This is a genomic window from Alcaligenes sp. (genome assembly GCF_050255915.1).
In the GTDB taxonomy this organism is placed as follows: domain Bacteria; phylum Pseudomonadota; class Gammaproteobacteria; order Burkholderiales; family Burkholderiaceae_B; genus Alcaligenes; species Alcaligenes aquatilis.
The window spans coordinates 16,137-40,314 of record NZ_JBFWIQ010000012.1 but is presented as its reverse complement, the minus strand read 5'-3'; the positions used below and the strand labels follow the sequence as shown (position 1 = coordinate 40,314).

General features: G+C 56.2%; 25 protein-coding genes. 15 read left to right on the top strand and 10 right to left on the bottom strand.

Annotated elements, in window-relative coordinates; genetic code table 11:
• Window positions 1-119: 119 nt before the first annotated feature.
• Window positions 120-1,076 carry a LysR family transcriptional regulator gene (locus tag AB7E06_RS14880; protein ID WP_427957449.1) on the bottom strand — a complete coding sequence of 319 codons (957 nt, stop codon included), beginning with the start codon at window positions 1,074-1,076 and terminating at the stop codon, window positions 120-122.
• A gap of 289 nt (window positions 1,077-1,365) precedes the next feature.
• Here AB7E06_RS14880 and uraD point away from each other — a divergent pair, with 289 nt between their 5' ends.
• The 6 genes from uraD to AB7E06_RS14850 all read left to right on the top strand — a co-directional run bounded on the left by uraD (window position 1,366) and on the right by AB7E06_RS14850 (window position 6,484).
• Window positions 1,366-1,896, top strand: a complete 531-nt coding sequence (uraD, locus tag AB7E06_RS14875) for a 2-oxo-4-hydroxy-4-carboxy-5-ureidoimidazoline decarboxylase (RefSeq protein WP_094195591.1) — start codon at window positions 1,366-1,368, stop codon at window positions 1,894-1,896.
• Between the two features lie 148 nt (window positions 1,897-2,044).
• Window positions 2,045-2,557: an ureidoglycolate lyase gene (locus AB7E06_RS14870; RefSeq protein ID WP_094195590.1), complete on the top strand. Its 513-nt coding sequence runs from the start codon at window positions 2,045-2,047 to the stop codon at window positions 2,555-2,557.
• Entirely contained in the window at window positions 2,554-3,345 is a 792-nt protein-coding gene (locus tag AB7E06_RS14865) for a class II aldolase/adducin family protein (RefSeq protein ID WP_125277096.1), read from the top strand. The genes AB7E06_RS14870 and AB7E06_RS14865 overlap by 4 nt, the downstream gene beginning before the upstream one ends.
• 24 nt (window positions 3,346-3,369) lie before the next feature.
• Window positions 3,370-3,555 (top strand): 4-oxalocrotonate tautomerase, encoded by a 186-nt coding sequence (locus AB7E06_RS14860; RefSeq protein WP_094195588.1) that lies wholly within the window; start codon window positions 3,370-3,372, stop codon window positions 3,553-3,555.
• 371 nt (window positions 3,556-3,926) lie between these two features.
• Window positions 3,927-5,411 (top strand): nucleobase:cation symporter-2 family protein, encoded by a 1,485-nt coding sequence (locus tag AB7E06_RS14855; RefSeq protein WP_094195587.1) that lies wholly within the window; start codon window positions 3,927-3,929, stop codon window positions 5,409-5,411.
• Between the two features lie 197 nt (window positions 5,412-5,608).
• A complete protein-coding gene (locus tag AB7E06_RS14850) occupies window positions 5,609-6,484 on the top strand; it encodes a hypothetical protein (protein WP_230019002.1) in 876 nt (291 codons plus the stop codon).
• A 63-nt stretch (window positions 6,485-6,547) separates the two neighbouring features.
• Here AB7E06_RS14850 and AB7E06_RS14845 read toward each other — a convergent pair whose 3' ends face one another.
• On the bottom strand, window positions 6,548-7,465 hold the full coding sequence (locus AB7E06_RS14845; protein WP_094195585.1) for a LysR family transcriptional regulator: 918 nt from the start codon (window positions 7,463-7,465) through the stop codon (window positions 6,548-6,550).
• Between the two features lie 110 nt (window positions 7,466-7,575).
• On the opposite strand from AB7E06_RS14845, the gene gcl reads away from it, so the two are divergent.
• The 6 genes from gcl to pyk all read left to right on the top strand — a co-directional run bounded on the left by gcl (window position 7,576) and on the right by pyk (window position 14,447).
• A complete protein-coding gene (gene gcl / locus AB7E06_RS14840; protein ID WP_321267690.1) occupies window positions 7,576-9,351 on the top strand; it encodes a glyoxylate carboligase in 1,776 nt (591 codons plus the stop codon).
• 28 nt (window positions 9,352-9,379) lie between these two features.
• Window positions 9,380-10,168: a hydroxypyruvate isomerase gene (gene hyi, locus AB7E06_RS14835; RefSeq protein ID WP_395029125.1), complete on the top strand. Its 789-nt coding sequence runs from the start codon at window positions 9,380-9,382 to the stop codon at window positions 10,166-10,168.
• A 39-nt stretch (window positions 10,169-10,207) separates the two neighbouring features.
• The gene (locus tag AB7E06_RS14830) at window positions 10,208-11,092 is read left to right on the top strand and encodes a 2-hydroxy-3-oxopropionate reductase (protein WP_264672415.1); all 885 of its coding nucleotides are present in this window, start codon (window positions 10,208-10,210) and stop codon (window positions 11,090-11,092) included.
• A gap of 205 nt (window positions 11,093-11,297) precedes the next feature.
• Entirely contained in the window at window positions 11,298-12,575 is a 1,278-nt protein-coding gene (locus AB7E06_RS14825; RefSeq protein WP_108728139.1) for a glycerate kinase type-2 family protein, read from the top strand.
• A 22-nt stretch (window positions 12,576-12,597) separates the two neighbouring features.
• Complete coding sequence (locus tag AB7E06_RS14820) at window positions 12,598-12,996, top strand: GlcG/HbpS family heme-binding protein (protein WP_009461115.1); 399 nt, start codon at window positions 12,598-12,600, stop codon at window positions 12,994-12,996.
• Window positions 12,997-13,025: 29 nt separating this feature from the next.
• Entirely contained in the window at window positions 13,026-14,447 is a 1,422-nt protein-coding gene (gene pyk / locus AB7E06_RS14815; protein WP_427957443.1) for a pyruvate kinase, read from the top strand.
• A 610-nt stretch (window positions 14,448-15,057) separates the two neighbouring features.
• Here the strand turns inward: pyk and coq7 are convergent.
• The 6 genes from coq7 to AB7E06_RS14785 are packed head-to-tail and all read right to left on the bottom strand — an operon-like array spanning window position 15,058 to window position 19,946.
• The gene (coq7, locus tag AB7E06_RS14810; protein WP_094195579.1) at window positions 15,058-15,726 is read right to left on the bottom strand and encodes a 2-polyprenyl-3-methyl-6-methoxy-1,4-benzoquinone monooxygenase; all 669 of its coding nucleotides are present in this window, start codon (window positions 15,724-15,726) and stop codon (window positions 15,058-15,060) included.
• Between the two features lie 31 nt (window positions 15,727-15,757).
• Entirely contained in the window at window positions 15,758-16,393 is a 636-nt protein-coding gene (locus tag AB7E06_RS14805; protein WP_108728140.1) for a hypothetical protein, read from the bottom strand.
• The gene (locus AB7E06_RS14800; protein ID WP_094195577.1) at window positions 16,393-17,028 is read right to left on the bottom strand and encodes an SCO family protein; all 636 of its coding nucleotides are present in this window, start codon (window positions 17,026-17,028) and stop codon (window positions 16,393-16,395) included. Before AB7E06_RS14800 ends, AB7E06_RS14805 begins: the two co-directional genes overlap by 1 nt.
• A gap of 21 nt (window positions 17,029-17,049) precedes the next feature.
• Entirely contained in the window at window positions 17,050-17,637 is a 588-nt protein-coding gene (locus AB7E06_RS14795; RefSeq protein WP_094195576.1) for a c-type cytochrome, read from the bottom strand.
• Between the two features lie 55 nt (window positions 17,638-17,692).
• Window positions 17,693-18,283: a cbb3-type cytochrome c oxidase subunit II gene (locus tag AB7E06_RS14790; protein WP_094195575.1), complete on the bottom strand. Its 591-nt coding sequence runs from the start codon at window positions 18,281-18,283 to the stop codon at window positions 17,693-17,695.
• A gap of 7 nt (window positions 18,284-18,290) precedes the next feature.
• A complete protein-coding gene (locus tag AB7E06_RS14785; RefSeq protein WP_094198253.1) occupies window positions 18,291-19,946 on the bottom strand; it encodes a cbb3-type cytochrome c oxidase subunit I in 1,656 nt (551 codons plus the stop codon).
• Window positions 19,947-20,492: 546 nt separating this feature from the next.
• Between AB7E06_RS14785 and AB7E06_RS14780 the strand changes: the two genes are divergently transcribed.
• From AB7E06_RS14780 to AB7E06_RS14770, 3 genes are read left to right on the top strand one after another with little or no spacing between them, the layout of a single operon-like run.
• Entirely contained in the window at window positions 20,493-20,915 is a 423-nt protein-coding gene (locus AB7E06_RS14780) for an OsmC family protein (protein WP_162496913.1), read from the top strand.
• Window positions 20,916-20,925: 10 nt separating this feature from the next.
• Complete coding sequence (locus AB7E06_RS14775) at window positions 20,926-21,726, top strand: thymidylate synthase (RefSeq protein ID WP_094195574.1); 801 nt, start codon at window positions 20,926-20,928, stop codon at window positions 21,724-21,726.
• Window positions 21,723-22,217, top strand: a complete 495-nt coding sequence (locus tag AB7E06_RS14770; RefSeq protein ID WP_230018998.1) for a dihydrofolate reductase — start codon at window positions 21,723-21,725, stop codon at window positions 22,215-22,217. The genes AB7E06_RS14775 and AB7E06_RS14770 overlap by 4 nt, the downstream gene beginning before the upstream one ends.
• A gap of 265 nt (window positions 22,218-22,482) precedes the next feature.
• On the opposite strand, the gene gcvH is transcribed toward AB7E06_RS14770, so the two are convergent.
• Together gcvH and AB7E06_RS14760 are read right to left on the bottom strand one after the other, a co-directional pair.
• On the bottom strand, window positions 22,483-22,857 hold the full coding sequence (gene gcvH / locus AB7E06_RS14765; RefSeq protein ID WP_086060363.1) for a glycine cleavage system protein GcvH: 375 nt from the start codon (window positions 22,855-22,857) through the stop codon (window positions 22,483-22,485).
• A gap of 86 nt (window positions 22,858-22,943) precedes the next feature.
• Complete coding sequence (locus AB7E06_RS14760; protein ID WP_321267679.1) at window positions 22,944-24,173, bottom strand: NAD(P)/FAD-dependent oxidoreductase; 1,230 nt, start codon at window positions 24,171-24,173, stop codon at window positions 22,944-22,946.
• Window positions 24,174-24,178: the final 5 nt, after the last annotated feature.

Genomic DNA, 24,178 nt, shown 5'->3' with positions numbered 1-24,178 from the left:
CCAGTCGCTTTAAATGCAACAATTTCCGTCAAGTTCCGTATCACTTTTGTGTCGGCAGGAGTAGCTCGCTAATTTGCCCGAGCACGGGCCTGAAAGCAAGTATTTTAGGGGTTTAGGGCTCAGGAATCGGGTTGCGACAACGGTTCTGTCGAGGCCAACTGATTCCCGCACTCGGTCAGGAGCCGCCGTAACCAGCGATGGCTGGGCGAATGCCGATTACGTTCATGCCAGAGCTGATAAAAACGCATGGGAGGAAACTCCAGCGGTGCCTCCAAAATAGCCAGGGGCAATAAACGGCAATAGAACTCGGCAAAATGACGTGAAGTCGTAAAAATCAGGTCTGTATTCTGTAGCAAATACGGCGCTGCCGAGAAGGACTGCACCGCTACGCTTTCATCGCGCTGAATACGCAAGCTGGCCAAGGTCGTGTCGATCACACCGCGTTGGTTGATGGAGTACGGCATGGGCACCACGTGACGCGCCCGCACGTAATCGTCCATGGTCAAACCCTTACGCGCCAAAGGATGCGTCGCGGCAACCAGGCAGACGATCTGATCTTCCAGCAACACGGACAAGTGCATGCGATCCGGCGGTTCGGGCCAGTTGCCAATGACCATATCCAGATCGCCTTCAGCCAAAGAACGCTCGAAATCAAAACTGGCATCCAGAGAGTGCAGATTCAAACGCGCGCCCGGTGCCTCACGGCGCATGCGCTCGACCACACCACCGATAAAGACAGGGGCCAGATAGTCCGGCGCTCCGATATGAAACTCATTGCGGCTGACCTGAGGATCAAAACTGTCTGGCGCGTTGACCATGCAGTCGATCTCGGCCAAGGCTCCTTTGGCATGAGCCAGCAGACCCATGGCACGCTCGGTGGGCACCATGCCCCCATTTTCGCGCACCAGCAAAGGATCGCCAATAATGTCACGCAAGCGTCGTAAGGCCGCACTGATAGCAGGCTGCGACTGGTTCATTTTGAACGCGGTACGCGAGACGCTGCGCTCGGTAACGAGTAAGCAAAATACCCTCAAGAGATAGGTATCAAGCGGGTTATCCCCACGTCGGGCGGCCATCTTATTCTCTCCTTCTTATGCTTTTTTCCAGCATGATAATGACATACATGCACAATACGAGATGGCGTATATCATTTATACGCCTAATTCTATTTTATTTATAAACAGAAAACTTAAACTGGTCCCATATAAGAAAATCATAGCCCACAGGCGGTGGTTTATAAGGGTTTGAATACATCAAACAGACTGTATAAACGTCCACCCACCACCCTTGATAAAACGGTCCCCAGGCCTGATCCTGGAGCCGCCTGGGCTCGCACTCTTTACGCTTAGACAATCGGACTGACACATGACCACTCAAACCCTTACCACCACACATGCGCTAGCTGAACTCTCCAGCCTGGATCAGAGGCAATTTGTGGATAGACTCGAAGGTATTTTCGAACACTCCCCTTGGGTCCCTGAGCGTAGTTGGAACCAGCGTCCGTTTGACAGCGTGGATCAACTGCATGCCTGCATGGTGCAGGTGGTCCAGGACGCCTCGTACGAAGAACAAAAGAACCTGATCTGTGCTCACCCCGAACTGGCTGGCAAAGAAGCCGAGCAAGGGACACTGACCAGCGCGTCAACCGGAGAACAACGTGGCGCCGGCCTGGACCAATGCTCGGCCGAAGAATTGGCCCGCCTACGTGGCCTGAACGCCCAGTACCGTGAGCGTTTCGGCTTTCCCTTCGTGATTGCCGTCAAGGGTTTGAGCCGTTACCAAATCATGGATACAGTAGAAGCCCGCCTGAACAACGATGCTGAGCTTGAGTTTCAAACTTGTCTGACCGAAATCGGCAAGATTGCCCGTTTCCGTCTGGATGCGCTGCTGGCCTGATTTTCCCGCCTGCTGGCTCGTCCAGAAGATCCATCCCGTTCACGGGGTAGCACCAGCCTTCGGGTACGCTCCCCCTTGTTTGCTCTGAGTTTTCGTGGCGCGGCTGCCTACCGCCCCACGCGAGTCTGTCTTATCAAGGACCTCTGCCATGACAATCACATTGAAGTTGGAAACCCTGACAGCCGAAGCCTTCGCCCCTTTTGGTGATGTCATCGAGGCCTGCGACACGGTTCAGCACTTCACCATCAACGACGGCAATACCGAGCGCTACCACGATCTGGCCAAGATTGAACCGGGCCCAGAGGGTCACGCGATTGTGTCCATTTTTCGTGGCCAGCCACGCACCCTGCCCTTTACCGTGGAAATGATGGAGCGCCACCCCAAGGGGAGCCAGGCCTTCATTCCCCAGTCCGGCCAGCCATATCTGGTGATTGTGGCCCCCGCCGGCCCCACTCCCAAGGCAAGCGATCTGCGCCTGTTCCTGGCTCGTGGCGATCAGGGCGTGAACTACGCAACCGGCGTATGGCATCACCCCTTGATGGCCCTGAATCAAGTAGCCGACTTCATTGTGATTGACCGCAAAGGCCCTGGTGACAACTGCGATGTGATTCAGTTGGAAGAAAAAGCCACCATCGCTGAACTGGAAACCACGACAGCGTGAGCCAGTCCTGTCCTATCACGCCGGACATCGAGGCCATTTATGCCCATCGTCCGGCGGATATTGATCCCGAGCACTGGCGCGCCCGCGTCAATCTGGCCGCCGCTTACCGGCTGGCGGCCCGCCAGGGCTGGGACGATATCATCTACACCCACCTTTCCCTGCGCCTGCCCGGCCACGACGACATTTTCCTGATCAATCCCTTTGGTCTGCGCTTTGATGAAATCTGCGCCTCCAATCTGCTCTTGATTGATACCCAGGGCCAAGTTGTGGACGGCACAGGCCGCCGTGCCAACCCCAGCGGTTTTGCCATTCATGGTGCCGTCCACCGCGCTCGTGCCGATGCACACTGTGTCATTCATTTACATACAGATGCCTCGATTGCGGTCTCGGCCCTGTCCTGTGGATTGCTGCCCCTGTCGCAACACGCCATGCGTTTCTGGCAGGATATTGGCTACCACCCTTACGCCGGCCTGGCCTTTGCGCCCGACGAGCAACAAGCTCTGCTCCAGCACTTAGGCAAACACCCCGCCCTGCTTTTACGCAATCACGGGGCGCTGACCTGCGGGCGTACGGTGGCCGAAGCCTATGTCCTGATGGACGCGCTAGAGCGCGCCTGCCGCATTCAACTGTCTGCCATGGCAGCAAGCCCCCAATTGCACCTTCCTACCCAGGATGTACTGGCTTTGACACACCGCCAACTTTTGCCGGGGAACGAGCCAGAGGGCTTGTTAGAATGGCCAGCCTTGCTGCGCAAGCTCTACCAGAGCGAGCCGGATTTTTGCCGCTAATCCCATCCCCCTTACGGAGTCTCTATGCCTTCTATTAACGTACAACTATTCGATGGCCGTCCTGTGGAAATCAAACGTGAACTTGCCCAGGCCCTGACCAAAGAAGCCTGTCGCGTGCTTGGCTGTACACCAGAGGCAGTTGATATTGTCTTTACCGACGTCAAACGCGAGAACTGGGCCACGGCCGGTGTTCTGTGGTCGGACAAATAAGCAGATTTCCCAAAGCGGCTGACAAGCCGCTTTTTTATCCCTATCAGTTTCGCCGCCCCCGCTAAAACCATGCACCAACCCGTAGTTTGGCGGCTTCTAACACAGTTTTTGAGACTGGACTAGGTGGGCAATACCCCTAGCGGCGTAAAACACATGAAAAAAGCAGGAATTGGCTCGTCCCTGGCTTGAACACAGCGCCCCGTCTACCGGGCTTATCTCCTTTCACCATTACACCAATCAGCCTGCCATACGCTTTTACGTATTCTACTTATCAAGCCGTACTGCCTTCCAGTGATACAGCCCATCCGATAACTTTATGCTTACGCGCCCAGGCATCGGCTGCGCATAACGTATTAATAAAGGAGACCCGGATGTCCGCCAACCCAGAAGTGTCCACACCTGTTGCTTGTGACGGTGTAGATGAACGCCTACCAACGGGGCGCCTGGCAACCCTTGGTTTGCAACACGTCATGGTGATGTACGCGGGCGCAGTTGCTGTCCCCCTGATCATTGGCGCGGCTTTGGGCCTGTCCAAAGAACAGATCGCATTCCTGATCAATGCCGACCTGTTGTGTTGTGGCCTGATTACCATCATTCAGGCTCGCGGTCTGGGCATGTTCGGCATCAAGCTGCCCGTCATGATGGGTGTGTCGTTTGCAGCGGTCAGCCCCATGATCGCCATCGGCCTGGACCCACAACTGGGTCTGCCCGGTATTTTTGGCGCCACGATCCTGGCCGGTATCTTCAGTATTCTGATCGCTCCGGTATTTAGCCGTCTGATGGGCCTGTTCCCCCCTGTTGTGACCGGCATCATCATTACCGTCATTGGTGTAACGCTGATGCGCGTGGGTCTGAACTGGATTGGTGGCGGCGCTCCCACCATTACAGATCCGGCCACCGGCATGTCCATCCCCAATCCCGACTACGGTTCGTTGGAAAACCTGGGCATTGCCCTGATGGTGCTGACCGTCATCTTGCTGATCACCAAGTTTGCGCGCGGTTTCCTGGCAAACGTGGCGGTGCTGATTGGCCTGCTGGTCGGTTTCTTCGTTTCCTTGGCCATGGGTCGCATCACCTTTGAAGGTCTGGATCAGACCAGTTGGTTTGCTGTGGTGACTCCATTTCACTTTGGCGTACCGACTTTCAGCTGGGCCCTGCTGGGCGCAGCGGCGGTCCTGTCGCTGATCATGGTGGTGATCATGGTTGAATCGCTGGGCATGTTCCTGGCACTGGGTTCCATCTGCGGCCGTCCTACCGACCGTGAAGCGCTGGTGCGTGGTCTGCGCACCGACGGCCTGGGCACCCTGGTGGGCGGCATCATGAACACTTTCCCGCACAGCTCTTTCTCGCAGAACGTAGGGTTGGTCAGCGTGACCGGTGTGCGCAGCCGCTGGGTATGTGTCATGGGCGGTGCCTTCCTGATCATGCTGGGCCTATTTCCCAAAATGGCGTTCATCGTGGCCTCCATTCCCAACTATGTTCTGGGTGGTGCTGGCATCGTGATGTTTGGGATGGTGGCTGCGACTGGCATCAAGATCCTGATGTCGGCCAACCTGAACCGCAACCCTTACAACCCCTACATCGTGGCCATCAGCCTGGGCTTTGGCATGATCCCCCTGGTTGCCGAGCACCTGCTGGACAAGATGCCACCCGCGCTGGCTCCCTTGCTGCATAGCGGAATCTTGCTGGCCGCCGTCTCTGCCATCTTGCTGAACCTGTTTTTCAACGGCATGGAAAAGTACGCCGACCAAGGCCACGCTGTTGAGTCCACCGCAGCCACCCAGGCTCGCAAACAGGCCAACGCCCAAAAAGCGGCTGAAGAAACCAGCAATCAACTAGCCTCACAAAACGGCTAAGTCCCCCTTTTGAATAGCCGCCCGGTTTCACGCGTGGGCGGCTATTCAAATTTCTGCAATACCTTCATAAAAGTATCGACTGTCCATAATTAATCTAAGCAAGGTCAGTAGCACCCACGCAAAAAAACTACAGCAGCAGGCCACAAGGGACACCAGATCCCAGGGACCTGTTTGCGCCCATTCAAAGAGGAGACACCATGAAACACCGACACCCTGCTCGCTGGGCATACGCCCTGCTAGCCGCCCCCCTGCTGTCCAGCCCCGCTTTCGCAGCCGACTGGAGCGACACCTTTTTAGGCTACCGCTTCAGCACGCAGTACACCGAGCCGATGAACGACCGGACTATCCAGAAGCACATCCTGAGCCTGACCCACGTCAATGGCTACAGCTTGGGGCAGAACTTCTTTAACCTCGACATCCTGCAATCGGACCGCTACGACCCCTCCAATGGCAACGGCAGCAATGGCGCCACCGAGTTCTACGCCACCTATCGCCACCAGCTCTCCATGAGCAAGGTATTCGACAAGAACATCAGCTTTGGCCCCGTGAAAGATGTAGCCGTCACAGCGGGTTTTGACCTGAATACCAAAAACACCGCCTTTGCACCGCGCAAACGCCTACTGGTGCTGGGCCCTACCTTTAAATTCGATGTGCCCCGAGGCTTTGTAGATCTGAGTCTGATGGTTGGGAAAGAGTGGAACCACTGCGGTCTGGGCGCTCCCGCCTGCCCGGACAGCCGCCGCTCTTTCGACACCCAGTTTCTGGCCAGCCTGAACTGGAATCTGCCCTTTGATGTGGGTTCAGTGCCTTTGAAGTTCCAGGGCTTTGCCAACTATGCCGGCCCCAAAGGTGACGACTACGCCGGTATCAGTACCAAGTCTGAAGTGCTGGTTCGCACGTCTTTGATGGCTGACGTGGGTAAAGTGGCTTTCGACAAGAAGAACACCTTGTGGGTGGGAATTGGCTACGAGTACTGGTACAACAAGTTCGGCAACCGCTACAAGGCAGACGGCAGCCTGAAACCCGGTATCAAAACCAGCGCCCCGACCGTACAGTTGGAATGGCATTTCTAAGTCGTACGCAGCAAAAAAACCGCTTTTCGAAGCGGTTTTTTACAGTCGAAATACGCAAAAACGCTAGAACTTCACCTCGCCATCCCAGTAGCCCGGCGTGTTATAGATGGCGCGCAAATAGTCAATAAAACGCCGCACCTTGGCCGGTAAATAGCGCTGCTGCTGATACACCGCCTGGATATCGTAGCTGGGAATCTCGAACTCATTCAGCACCGTTACCAGCTCGCCCCGCTTGAGTTCTGGCTGAATTTCCCAGGTAGATCGCCAGCCTATGCCCCAACCTTGCTTGACCCAATTAAAAAGCAGTTCACCGTCATTGCAATCCAGGTCCCCATCGACTCGTACCGCCAAAGGCCGGCCATCACGCAGGAAGGTCCAGCCGCGTTGCTGACCGCCTTGCAAGTTAAAGGCCAAGCAGTTGTGACGCGCCAGATCTTCAGGCACGCGCGGTACACCATAGCGCTCAAAGTATTCAGGCGTGCCGCATACCACACGCCGGTTCGGATACAGGCGAACGGCCACATAGTTGGGGTCAGTCACTTCACCAATCCGCAAGGCCATGTCATAGCCCTCACGCACCAGATCCACCACGCTGTCGGTGAAGTTAAAAGACAGCTTCAGCTCGGGATAACGCTTTTTGAAGGACAAGGCATGGGGCGCTACATGACGGCGCCCAAAGGCCGCCGGAGCCGATACCACCAGGTGTCCGCGCACCACTTTACGCTGGGCGCTGATACTGGCTTCGGCCTCTTCAAAGTCCTTCAGAATTTGTTTGCACTGCTCCAGAAACTGCTCGCCCAGATCGGTCAATGTCAGCCCGCGAGTGGATCGGTGCATCAAGCGCACCCCCAGACGCTGCTCCAACGCATCCAGGCGGCGACCCATGACCACGGGGGTGACTCCTTCGACCACGGAAGCGGCCGCAAAACTGCCTTTTTCAGCGACCAATGCAAAACTTCTAATTTCGGTGTAACGGCTCATTCAATACTCCAAGTATCGATAGAAACAATCGTACCACCATTTCTAGGCAGGTCCATCACTCCTTATTATCGAGTTGTGAATTTCGTCAAACGATGATCTAGGAGATATCAATGGCTCGAATGAGAGCAGTGGACGCCGCCGCCGCAATTTTACGTAAAGAAGGCGTGAGCACCGTATTTGGCGTGCCCGGCGCCGCCATCAACCCCTTCTACTCCGCCCTGCGCAAAGAAGGTGGCTTTGATCACATTCTCGCCCGTCACGTGGAAGGCGCTTCCCACATGGCCGAAGGTTTTACCCGTGCCAATCCCGGCAATATCGGCGTATGTATCGGTACTTCCGGCCCCGCTGGCACCGACATGATCACCGGCCTGTACTCCGCATCGGCTGACTCGATCCCAATTCTGTGCATTACCGGTCAGGCCCCTCGTGCCCGCCTGTACAAAGAAGACTTCCAGGCGGTGGACATTGAATCCATTGCCAAGCCTGTGACCAAATGGGCTGTAACAGTTCGCGAACCCGATCTGATCCCACGTGTGTTCCAGCAAGCCTTTCACATCATGCGCTCGGGCCGCCCCGGTCCTGTGCTGATTGATATGCCTATCGATGTACAAATGGCCGAGATCGAATTCGATCTGGACACCTACTCACCACTGGAAGCCTACAAGCCAACCGCCACCCGCGCCCAGGCTGAAAAAGCCATCGAACTGCTGAACGCTTCCGAGCGTCCGCTGATCGTCTCCGGTGGTGGCGTGATCAACGCCAACGCATCCGAGCTGCTGCAAGAGTTTGCCGAGCTGGTCAACGTCCCTGTTATTCCAACCCTGATGGGCTGGGGCACGGTTGCCGACGATCACCCGCTGATGGCCGGCATGGTGGGTCTGCAGACCTCGCACCGCTACGGCAACCAGACTTTGCTGGCTTCGGACTTCGTATTCGGTATCGGTAACCGCTGGGCCAACCGCCACACCGGCTCGGTAGACGTCTACACCGAAGGCCGCAAGTTCGTGCACGTAGATATCGAACCCACACAGATCGGTCGCGTATTCGGCCCTGATCTGGGCATTGCCTCGGACGCTGGCGCTGCACTGAAGCTGTTCATTGAAGTGGCCAAAGAATACAAGGCCGCCGGCAAGCTGCGCGACCGTGCCGCCTGGGTTGCCGATTGCCAGAAGCGCAAAGCCACCTTGCAGCGCAAAACCAACTTCGACAACGTGCCCTTGAAGCCTCAGCGCGTATACGAAGAAATGAACCGCGCCTTTGGCCCTTCGACCACCTACGTCAGCACTATTGGTCTGTCGCAGATTGCGGCCGCCCAGTTTCTGCACGTGTACAAGCCACGTCACTGGATCAACTGCGGTCAGGCAGGCCCATTGGGCTGGACTATTCCCGCCGCTCTGGGTGTGGTTGCGGCTGACCCCGGCCGTGAAGTAGTGGCCATTTCGGGCGACTACGACTTCCAGTTCATGATTGAAGAGTTGGCCGTGGGTGCGCAATTCAAGCTGCCTTACATCCATATTCTGGTCAACAACGCCTACCTGGGTCTGATTCGTCAGGCACAGCGTGGCTTCGAGATGGACTATTGTGTACAACTGGCCTTTGACAACATCAACGCCCCTGAAACCGAAGGTTATGGTGTGGATCACATCACTGTGGTGGAAGGTCTGGGTTGCAAAGCCCTCCGTGTACACAAACCCGAAGACATCCAGCCTGCCATTGAACAGGCTCGTGCATGGATGAAAGAGTTCAGCGTGCCGGTTGTGGTCGAACTGATTCTGGAGCGCGTCACCAACATTGCCATGGGCACCGAACTGCACAATGTGACGGAATTCGAGTCCCTGGCCGAAGCGGGTATTGACGCCCCCACCGCCATCTCGCTGATGGACTGATTGCTGATTTAAAAAACGGAGTAGCACTATGCCAAAATTTGCCGCCAACCTGACCATGCTGTTTAACGAGCACGACTTCCTGGATCGCTTCCAGGCAGCGGCCCAAGCCGGTTTCAAGGGAGTGGAGTACCTGTTCCCCTACGCCTACGACAAACAGCAACTGGCTGACAAACTGCAACAACACGGTTTGACCCAAGTGTTGCACAACCTGCCTGCGGGCGACTGGGACGGCGGCGAGCGCGGCATTGCAATCCTGCCCGAGCGTGTGGGCGAATTCCAGGACGGCGTTGGCCGTGCCATCGAATACGCCACGACGCTGGGCTGCAAGCAAGTCAACTGCCTGGCGGGCAAGCTGGCCGAGGGCGCAGACCGTGAACTGGCTCACAAGACTTTGGTCAGCAATTTGCAGTTTGCTGCCGCCAAGCTGAAAGACGCTGGTCTGCGTCTGCTGGTTGAACCCATCAACACCTTCGACATCCCCGGTTTCTACCTGAATCGCACCGAACAGGCTGCGGCTCTGTTGCAGGACGTGGGTTCGGACAATCTGTTCATCCAATACGACGTCTACCACGCCCAGCGCATGGAAGGCGAGCTGGCCAACACACTGAAAAAGCACCTGGACAAGATCGCACACATCCAGATCGCGGATAACCCAGGTCGCAACGAACCGGGCACAGGCGAGATCAACTACGCCTGGCTGTTCAAGTACATCGACAGCATTGGCTACCAGGGCTGGATCGGCGGCGAGTACAAGCCCGCTGGCGTGACCAAGGATGGCCTGGGCTGGATGACTGAACTGACTGAAGTCACCGCCTGATCGTCAGATACCTGCAAATAATTATTAGGAGATTACACAATGGCTAAAATCGGTTTTATTGGTTTGGGCATCATGGGCGCACCCATGGCCGTCAACCTGATCAAGGGTGGTCATGAGCTGTTTGCCTACACCCGTGGCGACTTCCCCAAAAGCGTGAAAGAAGCTGGTGCAACGGTTTGCTCCAACGGCACCGAAGTCACCCGTCAGGCTGACATCATCATCACGATGGTGCCTGATACCCCTCACGTAGAAGACGCACTGTTTGGCGAAGACGGCGTTGCCGCCGGCCTGACCGCTGGCAAGATCGTGGTGGACATGAGCTCCATCTCCCCCGTGGCCACCAAAGGCTTTGCCGAGCGCATCGTCAAGCTGGGCTGCGAATACCTGGACGCTCCGGTATCCGGTGGCGAGGTCGGCGCCAAAGCCGGCTCGTTGACCATCATGGTGGGCGGCAAGCAAGAAGCCTTCGACAAGGTCAAGCCGCTGTTTGAACTGATGGGCAAGAACATCACCCTGGTCGGCGGCTACGGCGACGGTCAGATCACCAAAGTGGCCAACCAGATCATTGTGGCCTTGACCATTGAGGCCGTGGGCGAAGCCCTGTTGCTGGCCTCCAAGGCCGGTGCCGATGCAGGCAAGGTTCGTGAAGCGCTGATGGGCGGTTTTGCCAACTCGCGCATTCTGGAAGTACACGGCGAGCGCATGGTCAAACGCACTTTTGATCCGGGCTTTCGCATTGAACTGCACCAGAAAGACTTGAACCTGGCCCTGACCACCGCGCGTCAGTTGGGCGTGGCTTTGCCCAACACCGCAACGGCCCAGGAACTGTTCAACACCTGCGCCGCTCACGGTGGCGCTGCACAAGACCACTCCGCCATGGTCCGTGCTCTGGAAATCATGGCCAATTACGAGATTGGTCAATAAGACCGGTTCAAGGATGCTCCCGTCCGGGCTGGTTTTTCTCTCCATTCAACCAGCACGGCTGGGACGTCCGGCAAGCGGGCTGCTGCCCGCTTTTTTACCGCCAGGTCCCCCCATCTTCGGAGCAGCAAGTCGAAGCGGGGATGTGAAGGCGTGTTGTCGCGCAGTAAGATGGCCTGTTGCCATCGCTCTGCTTTAGGATTGCCCCATGAAGATCGAGCCACAAGACTTACTCAGCAAAATGTTTCAGGCTGCCGTCAACGCGGCTCAACCCGAACACTGCATCCCGCCCTACCTGCCCGATGCTCCTAAAGGGCGCACCATTGTGATCGGCGCGGGTAAGGCATCAGCAGCCATGGCCCAGGCCCTGGAGCGTCACTGGGACAAAGGCCCTATCAGCGGCGTGGTCGTGACCCGCTATGGCTACAGCGTGCCGTGTGATCACATCAAGATTCTGGAAGCGTCCCACCCTGTGCCCGACCAGGCCGGCGAAGACGCAGCCCGCGAAATTTTGCGCACGGTCAGCAATCTGAACGAGGACGATCTGGTGATTTGCCTGATTTCCGGAGGTGGCTCGTCTCTGCTGCCTCTGGCCGCAGAAGGCATCACCCTGGCCGACAAACAAGCCATCAATAAGGCGCTGCTGAAATCGGGCGCCTCGATTGGCGAGATGAACACCGTCCGTCGTCACCTGTCTGCCATCAAAGGGGGGCGTCTGGCTGCGGCTTGTGCTCCTGCCCGTGTTCTGAACCTGCTGATTTCCGATGTTCCCGGCGACAAGCCCATGGACATCGCTTCTGGCCCCACGGTGGCCGATCCCACCACGTGCGAGCAAGCGCTGGAAATCATCACCCGCTACGGCATCGACATTCCCGCCGCAGCCCGTGCCCTGCTAGAGAGCGGTGATGGCGAAACCATCAAACCCGACGATCCACGCCTGACTCATGTCACCACCCATTTGGTCGCCACACCACAACTGGCCCTGCTGGCTGCCGCTCGTGTCGCTGAGGCCCGGGGCGTGCGTCCCGTCTTGCTGGGCGACAGTATTGAGGGCGAAGCCCGCGATGTCGGCAAAGTCATGGCCGGTATCGCCTTGAGCGTTGCCCAACATGAGCAGCCTGCCCAAGCTCCCTGCGTGCTGCTCTCGGGCGGAGAAACCACCGTAACCTTACGCGGCCAGGGCCGAGGCGGTCGCAATGTGGAGTTTCTGCTGTCCACCGCCATCGCCTTGAACGGGGCACCCGGTATCTACGGCTTGGCAGGCGATACCGACGGTGTGGATGGCCAGGAAGAAATTGCCGGAGCCTTCTGCGGTCCGGACACGTTGGAGCGCGCCTGGCAACAAGGTATACGCCCCAGGGCCAGTCTGGACAATAATGATGGTCATGGCTTCTTTGAAGCCTTGGATGACGCCTTGGTCACGGGCCCGACCCTGACCAACGTCAACGATTTCCGTGCCATTTTGGTTTTATCCCCTAGCGATTAACGCTTTTCATAAAGGACTGGACATGAGAGACACAAAAGTACTGACCCTGGCCGATGTTAAAAAAATAGCTGCCGCTGCCGAGCAAGAAGCGCTCAAGAACAACTGGGCTGTCAGCATCGCCATTTGCGATGCAGGCGGTCACGCGCTCTGGATGCAGCGTATGGACGGCGCTCCCTTGATGAGCGCCCAGGTTGCCCCCGCAAAAGCACACACCTGCGTACTTGGTGGTGGCAAGCCCAGCAAGGTATTTGAAGACATGGTCAACAATGGTCGCTTTGCCGCTCTGTCCATGCCCATTACGCCACTGGAAGGCGGCGAGCCGATTGTGGTGGACGGTCAAGTCATTGGTGCCGTCGGCGTGTCCGGCGTGAAAGCACCTGAAGACGCTCAGATCGCCCGCGCCGGTATCGCTGCTCTTTGAGCTATCGATCCCCCTAAGGACAACAACCCATGAAACGTCAACGTCATTCCCGCATTCTGGCTACGCTGGGTCCTGCCAGCTCCACGCCAGAGCGCATTCGTGAATTGTTCGAGGCCGGAGCTGATGTATTCCGCCTGAACTTTAGCCACGGCAGCCACGAGGACCATGCCGCGCGCTATCACACCATTCGTCAGATTGAAAAGGAAACCGGTCGCAGTATCGGTATTCTATTGGACCTGCAAGGCCCCAAGCTGCGCGTTGGCACAATGAAAGATGGCCGCGTGACATTGGAAACCGGCCAGAAGTTTCGTCTGGATCTGGACCCTGCCCAGGGAACCAGCCAGCGTGCCTACCTGCCCCACCCCGAAATCTTCGCCGCTCTGGAAGACGGGACAGACCTGCTGCTCGATGACGGCAAGCTGCGTCTGCGTGTGGACAGCTTTGGTCCGGATTTTGCAGAAACCACCGTCATGGTTGGCGGCCCCCTGTCCGATCGCAAAGGCGTGAATGTACCCGGCGTGGTACTGCCTATCTCGCCCTTGACCGAGAAAGACCTGGTCGATCTGAAGTTTGGACTGGAATTAGGCGTGGATTGGGTTGCGCTGTCCTTTGTGCAGCGTCCTGGCGACATTCGTGAAGCCCGCGAGCTGATCGGTGACAAGGCCTGGATCATGGCCAAGCTGGAAAAACCACAAGCGTTGGAGCACCTGGAAGAAATCGTCCAGCTGTGCGACGGCGTGATGGTGGCACGTGGCGACCTGGGCGTGGAAGTCCCACCCCAGCGCGTGCCTGTGTTGCAGCGTCAAATCGTGCGTACAGCCCGTGCGGCAGGACGACCGGTGGTCGTTGCCACACAGATGCTGGAATCCATGATCTCCTCGCCTGTCCCTACTCGTGCTGAAGCCTCCGACGTGGCCACCGCCATTTACTCGGGCGCCGACGCCGTCATGCTGTCTGCCGAGTCGGCCGCAGGCCAGTTTCCACTGGAGGCTGTGTCCATCATGGACAGCATCATCAAAGAGATCGAAAACGATCCTAGCTGGCGCACCATTCTGGAAGCCAACCACAGCGCCGCCGAAGCCAGCACCGCTGACGCGATCTGCTGCGCCCTGCGTCGTGTGGCCAGCATTCTGGAACCAGCAACAAACGTGGCCTACACCACGACCGGCTTTAGCGCCTTGCGCGCCAGCCGTGAACGGCCCATCGCTCCTATCCTGGCACTGACACCCCGTGTGGAAACCGCACGCCGTCTGACCTTGGCCTGGGGTGTACATGCCGTGCCTTGCGAAGACGTCAGCGATCTGGGCGAAATGATTGATCACGCGACCGATATGGCAGCGCAGCATGAGTTCGCTCAGGCTGGCGACACCATCGTAATGATTGCCGGTGTTCCTTTTGGCACCAGTGGTCGCACAAACTTGCTACATGTGGCTACCGTTCCACAAAAGTAAGTTCACCCAAAGCAGGTAAAAAAACCTTGTCCATCAATATGTTGGACAAGGTTTTCTACATTCAGGCTCCCGCTTCATAACCGGGCTCAGCCCCCAGATCAAGCTTGCACATCCACACTTACTGCGACACCCGCCTAAGGAGGCCCTGGCACAGGCTTTCACGCTGTACCAAGCGTTCCGACACACACAGGCAAAAAAAAACCCGAGATCTAAAGATCTCGGGCAAATCCACCAAAGGAGGAGGGTGGAGGAGACAATCGTGGCAAGTTGGGCTACTAGATAAAATATCGAGCCAGAAAGCTAAGGGTTATTACGCTTGTGCTTTTGCTTATTCCCACTTTCTTTTCAACATCCAATAACTGCAGTCTACCTACAAAAATGCTGCGATGCAAGATAAATGCTGAGGAAAACCCTTAGATCACCATCTTGTCGCTTTAATACATCAATTTGCTAGCGCAAATCCTTTGTCAGGTATCTAGTCGTTAACCCTAGGCCGTCTATCAGGCCTTGAGGCTATAAATCAAAACGGGCCAACTATTGGCCCGTTTTACCCGCTACTGCTCTGAAAACTCAGTGCTCAACGATGAGCGACTTGGCCGAGAAACTTCTTTTACAGGCGATAAGCCGTAGTTGTCATCACCTTGGACATCATACGCATCAAGGTTTTTACCGGAGGCGGCAAACCGGCTGCACCATGATTCTCGGCGGTACGACGATGTTCAATTTCGTCATCGCGCATTTTTTCTACAATGCGGCGCGAGCGATTATCGGTGGCAGGCAAGGACTGCAGATGACTTTCCAGATGCTCTTCAACCTGACGTTCAGTCTCGGCCATAAAACCCAGGTTATACGGCACCCCTGCCCGGCTGGCGAGCAAGCCCAGCGCAAAGGATCCGGCATACCACAAAGGGTTGAATACGCTGGGACGGCTGTCCAGTTCACGCAGCCGGTCATCGCACCAGGCCAGATGATCAACCTCTTCCTGCGCGGCTTGCAACAGCACTTCCGTCGCCTGCGGATCTTTACACAGCATGGCCTGGCTACGGTACAAGGCTTGGGCACAAATCTCGCCCACATGGTTCACACGCATCAAACCTGCCGCATGACGGGCTTCGTCCGCCGTGATCTCGGACACTTCCTTACCCGCGGGATTCGGGCGCGAAGCACGTGCGGAACGTCCCAATACTTCCAAAGCCCGATTCGTCTCGCTCAGAATCTGGTCAAAAAAGCTGTTGCGCCGGTACAGGCGATTATCGCTATTGGAAACGGTATGGCTCATGAGGACACCTGCAAAACAAAATGGATGGGTATTATTGCCGCAAAAAGGCGATCACGGCCTTGCTCTCGGACAAGAGCCAAAGCAATGGCAGCACACAAGCCATGATAACCAGCCCTATGCCGGCAATCTCTTGGTCGGACTGTAGGTAGAAATTACAGAGCCGAACCGGATTGTCGTAATACAGCAAACCCACAATGGCCATCATCCAACTGAAGTTGCCAAAGAAAAACAGGCGAAACACCAAGTGGGCACGTCGCCAGGACTCCATAAACAACATGCCCATCAGCACTAGACCAATATATTTGGCAGTGGCCATCGAAGGCGATACCAGAACATCATCCAGCGCCTTGGGAACCATCCAGTAAGCCGCAGCAAAACTGACCAGGATCAGGCCGGGCAAACCATATTCATTCATGGCGTAATAAGGGCGCAGCAAGGCCTGCATGGCAGGCGAACGGCCTACCCCCTGATAGCGCAATGCCAGTTGCAAGGCAACGCCCGAGAGCACCAGCAGCGGAATATGCACCAGCATGTGCAGACTCATGGATACCGTCAGGGGACGATCCCAAAAAGCAGCACACGCAAACAGCACGGCAGCCAGCAAGGCCAGCGCGCTACCTAAATAGGGACGTACCGTGGAGGGCGCAACAACACGTTTCAACGACATTACAGCCCCTCCGTCTTGTTCAGGTTCTCTAAGGCCCGTTTGGCGTAGGCCAGGGCCAGCATAGGCTCACCATAATCCACGATACGCCCCAGGCGCGGCTCGGGGCTGACGACGTGGTAGGCCGCGTTATGCTCGTACTCGTCAAAGGGGGCAGGAATCACGATGATGCCAAAATCATCCAGTACACGCTGGCGCTGGTCCCCCGGCATCATGGTGACAAACTGCCAGACGTCGGGATTGGCCTTCATGGTTTTGCTGTAACGGCGCAAGTGATCGGGCGAGTCGGTGGGATCGAAGCTGATGCTCAGCAGACGTATGCGATCCTGCAAACCTTCGTCCACAATGGCTTTTTGCAGTTGCTGATACTCCGAGCCCATCGCCAGACATAGCGTGACGCAGCGGGTATAGATGAAATTGACGATGGTGATGCGGCCATCATTTTGCAGCAGAGAACTTAGCTGGGTACTGCCCCCGGCTGGGAGCAGTACTTCGACATCGGATATCAGACGCGGCGAAGCGGCGACATCATTGCGACGGGCCGTCTCGGCGGTCAGGGCAGTGAACCCTTGTGTCAGATGAGCCAGAGCCCCAATACCCAGGGCAAAAACCAGGAGAATACTTATAAATAGTCTCATCGCTGGCCCATCATTTCAGTCCTACTGTTCCATGGGAGCCAAGTCGGCGTCCCCATTCCAAGGATCGGTTTTATCAGCTGTTTTTTCACGTTCGGCTTTGACAAAGGCCACGTCTACAGGATCGGCGCTATTGCCACCCAACTCTGTACGCAGGTAATTAACAACAGCCGTCATTTCCTCGTCGTTGAACTTCTCGCGGAACTCAGGCATTGCACCATTGTACTTATTACCCTTGACGGTAAGCTCACCGGTAATACCATGCAGCATGATCTGAACCAAAACTTCTGGCTTGCGCAGCACCCACTCGGAACCAACTAGTGGAGGGAACACGCCTGGAACACCTGCGCCCGTTGCCTGGTGACAGGCGGAACATTGGGCTACGAACAACTGCTGACCATCAACCGCGCCTTCAGGCAATTCGAAGTCGGCAACGATACGGTTGTCACCTACGGTTGAGTCATGGCTCAAGTCGCTGCTGAAAATATAGTAGATGCCCCACAGGAACAGACCCGCAATGATCAGCAGAACTACCCAAGGAATCGGCGCTGCATTTTCTTCCGGATCAGCATTCTCACGCAGCTGCGCGTCATATTTACGTTTGTCGCTCATTCTAATTCTCCGAGGCGCCCCGCCTTGCGGGGCGCGCTAGCTCAGCAATGCCTGTTTATTTGATAACGCTGGCTGGCGATACGGGATACGTACGATCCAGCGCCAACAGGTATTGAACCAGGTCCAGGGCCTCTTGCTTGGCCACAACCACCTTACCCTCAGGCGCAAATTCACCGGGTAGATTGACAACTTTATCGCCTTCCTCTGCCTTGTCCTTGAGCTCGAACATGAAGGGGTAAGAAGGCATATTGCTGCCAGGGGTGTAGGCGCGAGGCTGATACAAGTGACCCAGGTGCCAGTCCACGCTAGGCTGACGAGCACCAATATTGAGCAGGTCAGGACCGGTACGCATGGTGCCGAGCAAGTGAGGTGTGTCGTAGTAGTAGTCGCCTGCCACCGAGGCACGACCCCAGCCACGCTGGAAGTCGGGAGCCTGGTTTTGGCTGCGTGGCTGCTGCGAGTGACAGTAGACACAGCCCATATCGATATATTCCTGACGGCCGCGCAGTTCTACCTCGGTGTAAGGCTTGAGCCCTGGAGAGGGCTCCACCCTTTTCACCTGCAGATAAGGGACAACGACCAGAGCCGATGTGGCCAGGGCCAGCGTCACCATGGCGCCGCCCAATAGTTTGTATTCGCTTTCCATGACTAAATCATGCCTCCACTACATTGCGAGTTGCCGAGCGCTGGTGAAACAGGGCTGGACCAATACGACGGCTGCCATAGCGCAAAGCCATTGCCACAAAGTGGAAGGCAAACACAAGGTGACCCAAAGTCATCAAACCGCCACCAATCGAGCGCGACTTCAGGTAAGGCATCGTGACAAACACCGACTCCATGAAAGACTTAGCCGGATCAAGCATGGCCACACCTTGCAACCAGCCGCCAATGCTCAAACCGATGGCGTAAATGGAGAAACCAATCACGACCAGCCAGAAGTGCAGGGAGATCAGTTTGGGGTAAGGCCATTCCCAGGACATCACACGTGGCATCACATAGTAGATGGCGCCGAACATCACGATGGTAAAGAAGCCATACAAGCCGATATGGGCGTGGGCAACCGTGAAGTGCGTGAAGTGGGTAATCGTGTTGATGCTGCGCAGCGCTTCAAAAGAACCTTGAATGGAGCTGACGGTGTACATCATGCCACCCAGCACGATAAAGCGCAGAGTAGGCGAGTGAATCAGGGTACGGAAGTGCCCTTTCATGGTGTAGTGCTGGTTAATCGAGAACGCCAGCACAGGGATGATCATCATCATGCTTTGCACGATGGACAGTGTGATCATCCACTGCGGCACAGGACCACCGACCAGGTGGTGACCACCGACCTGACCGTAGAAAAATGCCAGGCCCCAGAAACCCACCAGAGACAGGTTGTAAGAGCTGATAGGCTGGCCAATGATCTTGGGCAGGAAGTAATACACCGTAGCCAGGGCCATCGGCGTGTAGAACAGACCCAGCACGTTGTGACCAAACCACCAGTTCATGGTTGCTTGCTCAACACCCACGTGCACGGCAGGCAGGTTACCGACCAGGAACAGGATGGGGAACCAGAACAGGGCTGCGCCCATGTACCACACCGACACATACAGGTGGTGAGCACGACGGTTTTGCAAGGTGAAGACCAAAGGCAAGGCAGCCAGAGCACCACCGATAACCATCAGGATATCAACCTGCCAGGGCATCTCCAGCCATTCCATACCGTCGGTGATACCCATTGCGATACATGTCAGACCGATAGCCAAGCCGATATTCCACAAGATCCCGCCCGTAATGGCATAACGCGCACCGATCAAAGGAGTCTTGAGCAAACGCGGCAGCATCCACATGGCAACGCCGAAAGCGGCCATTGGCGCCCAGCCATACGCCACACCGTTCAGGTGCAGCGTACGCATGCGCCCGAAAGTCATCCAGGCGTGCTGCGTCAGAAATTCGGGATCGTGCAACTTGATCGAGCTGATCAAACCTGCCGTCGAGGCAAACAGCAGCCAAAAGACCGAACAGGCCAGCAAAATGAACGTGACCGAAGCGGTGGAGCGGTCAGCTTCAACGCGTTCTGCCAACTCAAGACTGAGCGCCTGACGGTCTTCAGCAGAAATCGTCTTGCGACCCATTTCTTCTTGAAGTGCCTGACGTTGTTCAGGGGTGGCGGAAGGGTCATCTACCTGCCCGATTTCGCCTTTGGAGAAGATCTCACGCGAGGCAGCGGGACTGTGGTCAAAGAAGTTACGTCGTAACGACCAGATGAAAACAAAGAGTCCTGTAACGGACAATATGAAAGCTAGTAGCAGTATTGAAACGGTATTCACAATGATCCAGGCCTGGTTAATGTGAAGCTGCCAAGCAGCTCGGCGGCACTTGACGCGTCGCAGATCGAAAGAGCATGGACGCAAAAAATCTGCGACTGCCTAGGTCGCGAGAGCCGTCATGTTAAAACACCCGTCTGTTACGTCTGAATAAAGCCCCCATTGAAAGCAGGGTTTATTGAGGCAGAACAAATACGAGCACGACATTTTTTGGTATACGGGCGACAGTCATTATAGGCGAGGGTAAACCCCTGTGACATATCTGTTTCAAAATGCCGTGTACCGAACAGCAGTTTATCCTAGGACAAATAACAAAACCAGTCCAAATCTTACAAAGAGCACCGTTCTGTTCTGATTTGTCTATATGGAATTTCTTATACGGGCACGGAACACACGCCACAAAATCGCAAGCAGCTGTAACAGATCCAGCCCGTAGGCATCGCCCCACAGACTATCTACAGACGCTGCACGCAAGCGCGTCAAAAAGTACAATCAGCGCTATCTATCTACTGACGAGTCTTGGCTCGCACTGCAAACAAAGGAATTCTTATGGAATGCACAATCGACTGGGGCGGCAAAGACGGCATGTTGTTCCTTGCCCGTACCGGCAGCGGTCATGTGACGGCCATGGACGGTGCACCCGAAGGCGGCGGCAATAACCTGGCTCCCCGACCCATGGAAATGTTGCTGACCGGCGCGGGTGGCTGCGCGGCCTACGACGTGGTGCTGATTCTCAAACGCGGCCGTCACGCCATTACCGGCTGCCAAGTCAAGCTGACCGCCGAACGCGCCGACACCGATCCCAAAGTCTTTACCAAGATTCATTTCACCTTTGTGGTCACTGGCAAAGACTTGCCCCAGGCGGCCGTGGAACGTGCCGTACAACTGTCGCACGACAAATACTGCTCGGCTTCGGCCATGCTGGGCAAAACTGCCGAAATCACCTACTCCGTCGACATTCAGCAAGCCTGAGACCACACACATGTCCCTTTATCCCTACGAAGACCTGCTGCGCCTGGTCTACACCCAAGGTACCCCCAAAGGGGATCGCACCGGCACCGGCACAAACTCGGTATTTGGTCACCAAATGCGCTTCGATCTGTCGCAGGGTTTTCCGCTGATCACCACCAAGAAGCTGCATACCCGCAGTATCTTTATTGAATTACTGTGGTTTTTACGCGGTGAGTCCAATGTACGCTGGCTCCAGGAACGCGGCGTATCCATCTGGGACGAATGGGCCGACGAGAACGGCAATCTGGGCCCGGTCTATGGGGTGCAATGGCGCTCCTGGCCTACGCCCGATGGTCGTCACATCGACCAGATCAGCCAGTTGGTGGAACAGATCCGCAAAAATCCCGATTCGCGTCGCCTGATCGTCTCGGCCTGGAACGTGGCCGATGTCGGCCAGATGGCCCTGCCTCCTTGCCACGCCCTGTTCCAGTTCTATGTCGCCGACGGCAAACTCTCCTGCCAGCTCTACCAGCGCAGTGCGGATATTTTCCTGGGAGTGCCCTTCAATATTGCCAGCTACGCCTTGCTGACCCACATGATGGCCCAGCAATGCGATCTGGAGGTAGGCGACTTCATCTGGACAGGCGGCGACTGCCACCTGTACTCCAACCACTTCGAGCAGGCCGAACTGCAGTTGTCACGTGAACCGCGACCCTACCCCAAGCTGACGATCAAACGCAAACCTGCCAGTCTGTTTGATTACGAGTACGAAGACTTCGAAATCACCGACTACGACCCACATCCCCATATCAAGGCGCCTGTTGCCGTATGAGTTCCAGCCCTATTATTCGTCTGGTCGTTGCCTATGCCGCTAATCGCTGCATAGGCAAGGATAACGACCTGCCCTGGCGTCTGCCTTCAGACTTGCAGCACTTCAAGCGCGTGACTATGGGTTTGCCCATCATCATGGGTCGCAAGACCTGGGAGTCGCTGGGCCGTCCCCTGCCCGGCCGCCCGAACCTGGTGATCAGCCGCAATGCGGATTACCAGGCAGAAGGCGCACAGGTATTCAGCAATCTAGACGACGCGCTGGCCGCCTGCCCTGGCTTCGACGCCGCTTGCGTGATTGGTGGCGAGCAGCTCTTCCGTCTGGCCCTGCCTATGGCGCAAGAGCTGATCGCAACCGAGATCAAGGCTGAGGTGGACGGCGACACCTTCTTTCCAGAGCTACCCGTTGGCCAATGGCAGGAAGTAGAACGTCTGCCCCAGCCCGAGGAAAATGGCTTCACTTACGACTATGTGACCTATCGCCGCCGTCGTTAGGAGCAAGAGCGACGCCGAAACCCCACCAATCTGGAGATCAATGGACACGGGAACTCAAGCCCACCCGTGGCTAAATTTCAGGTTCTCTGACAGAAGCCAGGCACGTGTTTCAAGCAGCCATCTGCCCCGTCCCAAGCTCAGACTCGCAGGCTAGAACCACATAAAAGGCCTGAATCCGTGAAATCGGATTCAGGCCTTTTTGTACGATCAGCCCGACTGGAACAAGCAGGGCCAACACGCCTTCCTGTCAGATCAATATCTGAACTTATTCGGCCACAGCCGCATAGGCGGGGCCATCCAGCAAGCCTTGCAGATCGGCTGGATTGTCAGCCTTGAGCTTGAAAATCCAGGTATCAAACGGAGCTTCGTTGATCAGATGCGGGGCATCGGATAAGGCTTGGTTGAACTCCACCAGCTCGCCCGCCACAGGCGCGTAAATATCCGAGGCCGCTTTCACCGACTCCACCACACCCGCCGTTGCACCCGCAGCCAAACGCGTACCTGGAGTGAAGTCACCCACAAATACCAAATCGCCCAACTGATCCTGAGCAAAATCGGTAATGCCAACCAGCACAATACCGTCCTCATCCTTGGCCCACTCATGGCTTACTACGTACTTTCTATCTCCTGGCAACTGCATATCGCCTCCCAGACTCACCAGCCCACAATCCTGTTAATGTCAGAAGCGACCGCAAAGACTGCGTCTTGCCGCTTCCACTCGCTTTCCTAGCTCTGACCTGCCTGCACCTTCAGTGCGCGTGCACACGCTGCTGCAGACGCCCAGGCCCATTGGAAGTTATACCCACCCAGCCAACCGGTGACATCCACCGCTTCACCAATAAAGAACAGGCCAGGTACTTTACGTGCTTCCATGCTTTTCTGATTGAGCTCGCGTGTATCCACGCCACCGCTCATCACTTCCGCCTTTTTATAGCCTGCGGTGCCACTGGGTTTCAACTGCCAAGCGTTAATAACCTGCCCTACTGCACGCAATACGCGATCGGGCAGATCCGCCAGACGTTGTTGCCCCACGCCTTTAGGCAACAAGTCCGAGGTATCCAACCATTGCTCGACCAGACGGCGTGGCCACAAGGTGGACAAGACCGTGACCAGTTGCTGGCGGTTACCCGCCTTCAAATCCAATAACTGCTGAGCAATATCCTGACCGGGGGCCAGATCTACACTAATACTTTCACCCGATTGCCAGTAGCTAGAAATCTGCAAGATACCCGGCCCGGACAGGCCACGGTGCGTGAACAGCAAATCTTCCAAAAAGGCTTGACGCTGCTTGCCCTGCCCTGTGCTGACTTCCACTTCCAAAGCCATACCGCTCAAGGCCGAAAAGGGTTTCCAATCCCGGCCATCAAAGGTCAAGGGAACCAAGGCCGGATGCGGTTCAATCACTTTCAAACCAAAGTGACGTGCCATACGCAAAGCGTAGTCCGTGGCACCGAGCTGCGGAATCGCCATGCCGCCTGTGGCAATCACCACCTGCAAGGCATTCAAATCGCCCTGGCTGGTACGCAGCACAAAACCTTCTTGCGTGCGGCCAATGGACTGCACCGAACAGGGCATGCGCCAGGATACCTGCCCTTTCAAACACTCCTGACGCAGCATCTGGATGATGGACTCACTGGAATCATCACAGAACAACTGGCCTTTATGCTTTTCATGAAAACCGATGCGGTACTCTCGCACCAGTTGCAGAAAATCCTGGGGGGTATAGCCCGCCAAGGCGGAACGGCAAAAATGCGGATTCTTGGACAGGAAGTTCTCTGGCGAAGTCCCCGTATTAGTGAAGTTGCAACGCCCTCCACCTGAAATACGGATTTTCTCGGCCAGCTTCTCAGCGTGATCAATCAATACCACTCGCAGACCACGCTGGCCTGCGATACTGGCAGCCATCATACCGGCCGCACCTGCGCCGATGACGGCAACATCAAAAAAAGGAATCACGCGGG

What these genes read in the sequence shown, in the direction of transcription:
- AB7E06_RS14880 (WP_427957449.1), bottom strand. Translation starts at nt 1,076, where the DNA reads ATGGCCGCCCGACGTGGGGATAACCCGCTTGATACCTATCTCTTGAGG.
- uraD (WP_094195591.1), top strand. Translation starts at nt 1,366, where the DNA reads ATGACCACTCAAACCCTTACCACCACACATGCGCTAGCTGAACTCTCC.
- AB7E06_RS14870 (WP_094195590.1), top strand. Translation starts at nt 2,045, where the DNA reads ATGACAATCACATTGAAGTTGGAAACCCTGACAGCCGAAGCCTTCGCC.
- AB7E06_RS14860 (WP_094195588.1), top strand. Translation starts at nt 3,370, where the DNA reads ATGCCTTCTATTAACGTACAACTATTCGATGGCCGTCCTGTGGAAATC.
- AB7E06_RS14855 (WP_094195587.1), top strand. Translation starts at nt 3,927, where the DNA reads ATGTCCGCCAACCCAGAAGTGTCCACACCTGTTGCTTGTGACGGTGTA.
- AB7E06_RS14850 (WP_230019002.1), top strand. Translation starts at nt 5,609, where the DNA reads ATGAAACACCGACACCCTGCTCGCTGGGCATACGCCCTGCTAGCCGCC.
- AB7E06_RS14845 (WP_094195585.1), bottom strand. Translation starts at nt 7,465, where the DNA reads ATGAGCCGTTACACCGAAATTAGAAGTTTTGCATTGGTCGCTGAAAAA.
- gcl (WP_321267690.1), top strand. Translation starts at nt 7,576, where the DNA reads ATGGCTCGAATGAGAGCAGTGGACGCCGCCGCCGCAATTTTACGTAAA.
- hyi (WP_395029125.1), top strand. Translation starts at nt 9,380, where the DNA reads ATGCCAAAATTTGCCGCCAACCTGACCATGCTGTTTAACGAGCACGAC.
- AB7E06_RS14830 (WP_264672415.1), top strand. Translation starts at nt 10,208, where the DNA reads ATGGCTAAAATCGGTTTTATTGGTTTGGGCATCATGGGCGCACCCATG.
- AB7E06_RS14825 (WP_108728139.1), top strand. Translation starts at nt 11,298, where the DNA reads ATGAAGATCGAGCCACAAGACTTACTCAGCAAAATGTTTCAGGCTGCC.
- AB7E06_RS14820 (WP_009461115.1), top strand. Translation starts at nt 12,598, where the DNA reads ATGAGAGACACAAAAGTACTGACCCTGGCCGATGTTAAAAAAATAGCT.
- pyk (WP_427957443.1), top strand. Translation starts at nt 13,026, where the DNA reads ATGAAACGTCAACGTCATTCCCGCATTCTGGCTACGCTGGGTCCTGCC.
- coq7 (WP_094195579.1), bottom strand. Translation starts at nt 15,726, where the DNA reads ATGAGCCATACCGTTTCCAATAGCGATAATCGCCTGTACCGGCGCAAC.
- AB7E06_RS14805 (WP_108728140.1), bottom strand. Translation starts at nt 16,393, where the DNA reads ATGTCGTTGAAACGTGTTGTTGCGCCCTCCACGGTACGTCCCTATTTA.
- AB7E06_RS14800 (WP_094195577.1), bottom strand. Translation starts at nt 17,028, where the DNA reads ATGAGACTATTTATAAGTATTCTCCTGGTTTTTGCCCTGGGTATTGGG.
- AB7E06_RS14795 (WP_094195576.1), bottom strand. Translation starts at nt 17,637, where the DNA reads ATGAGCGACAAACGTAAATATGACGCGCAGCTGCGTGAGAATGCTGAT.
- AB7E06_RS14790 (WP_094195575.1), bottom strand. Translation starts at nt 18,283, where the DNA reads ATGGAAAGCGAATACAAACTATTGGGCGGCGCCATGGTGACGCTGGCC.
- AB7E06_RS14780 (WP_162496913.1), top strand. Translation starts at nt 20,493, where the DNA reads ATGGAATGCACAATCGACTGGGGCGGCAAAGACGGCATGTTGTTCCTT.
- AB7E06_RS14775 (WP_094195574.1), top strand. Translation starts at nt 20,926, where the DNA reads ATGTCCCTTTATCCCTACGAAGACCTGCTGCGCCTGGTCTACACCCAA.
- AB7E06_RS14770 (WP_230018998.1), top strand. Translation starts at nt 21,723, where the DNA reads ATGAGTTCCAGCCCTATTATTCGTCTGGTCGTTGCCTATGCCGCTAAT.
- gcvH (WP_086060363.1), bottom strand. Translation starts at nt 22,857, where the DNA reads ATGCAGTTGCCAGGAGATAGAAAGTACGTAGTAAGCCATGAGTGGGCC.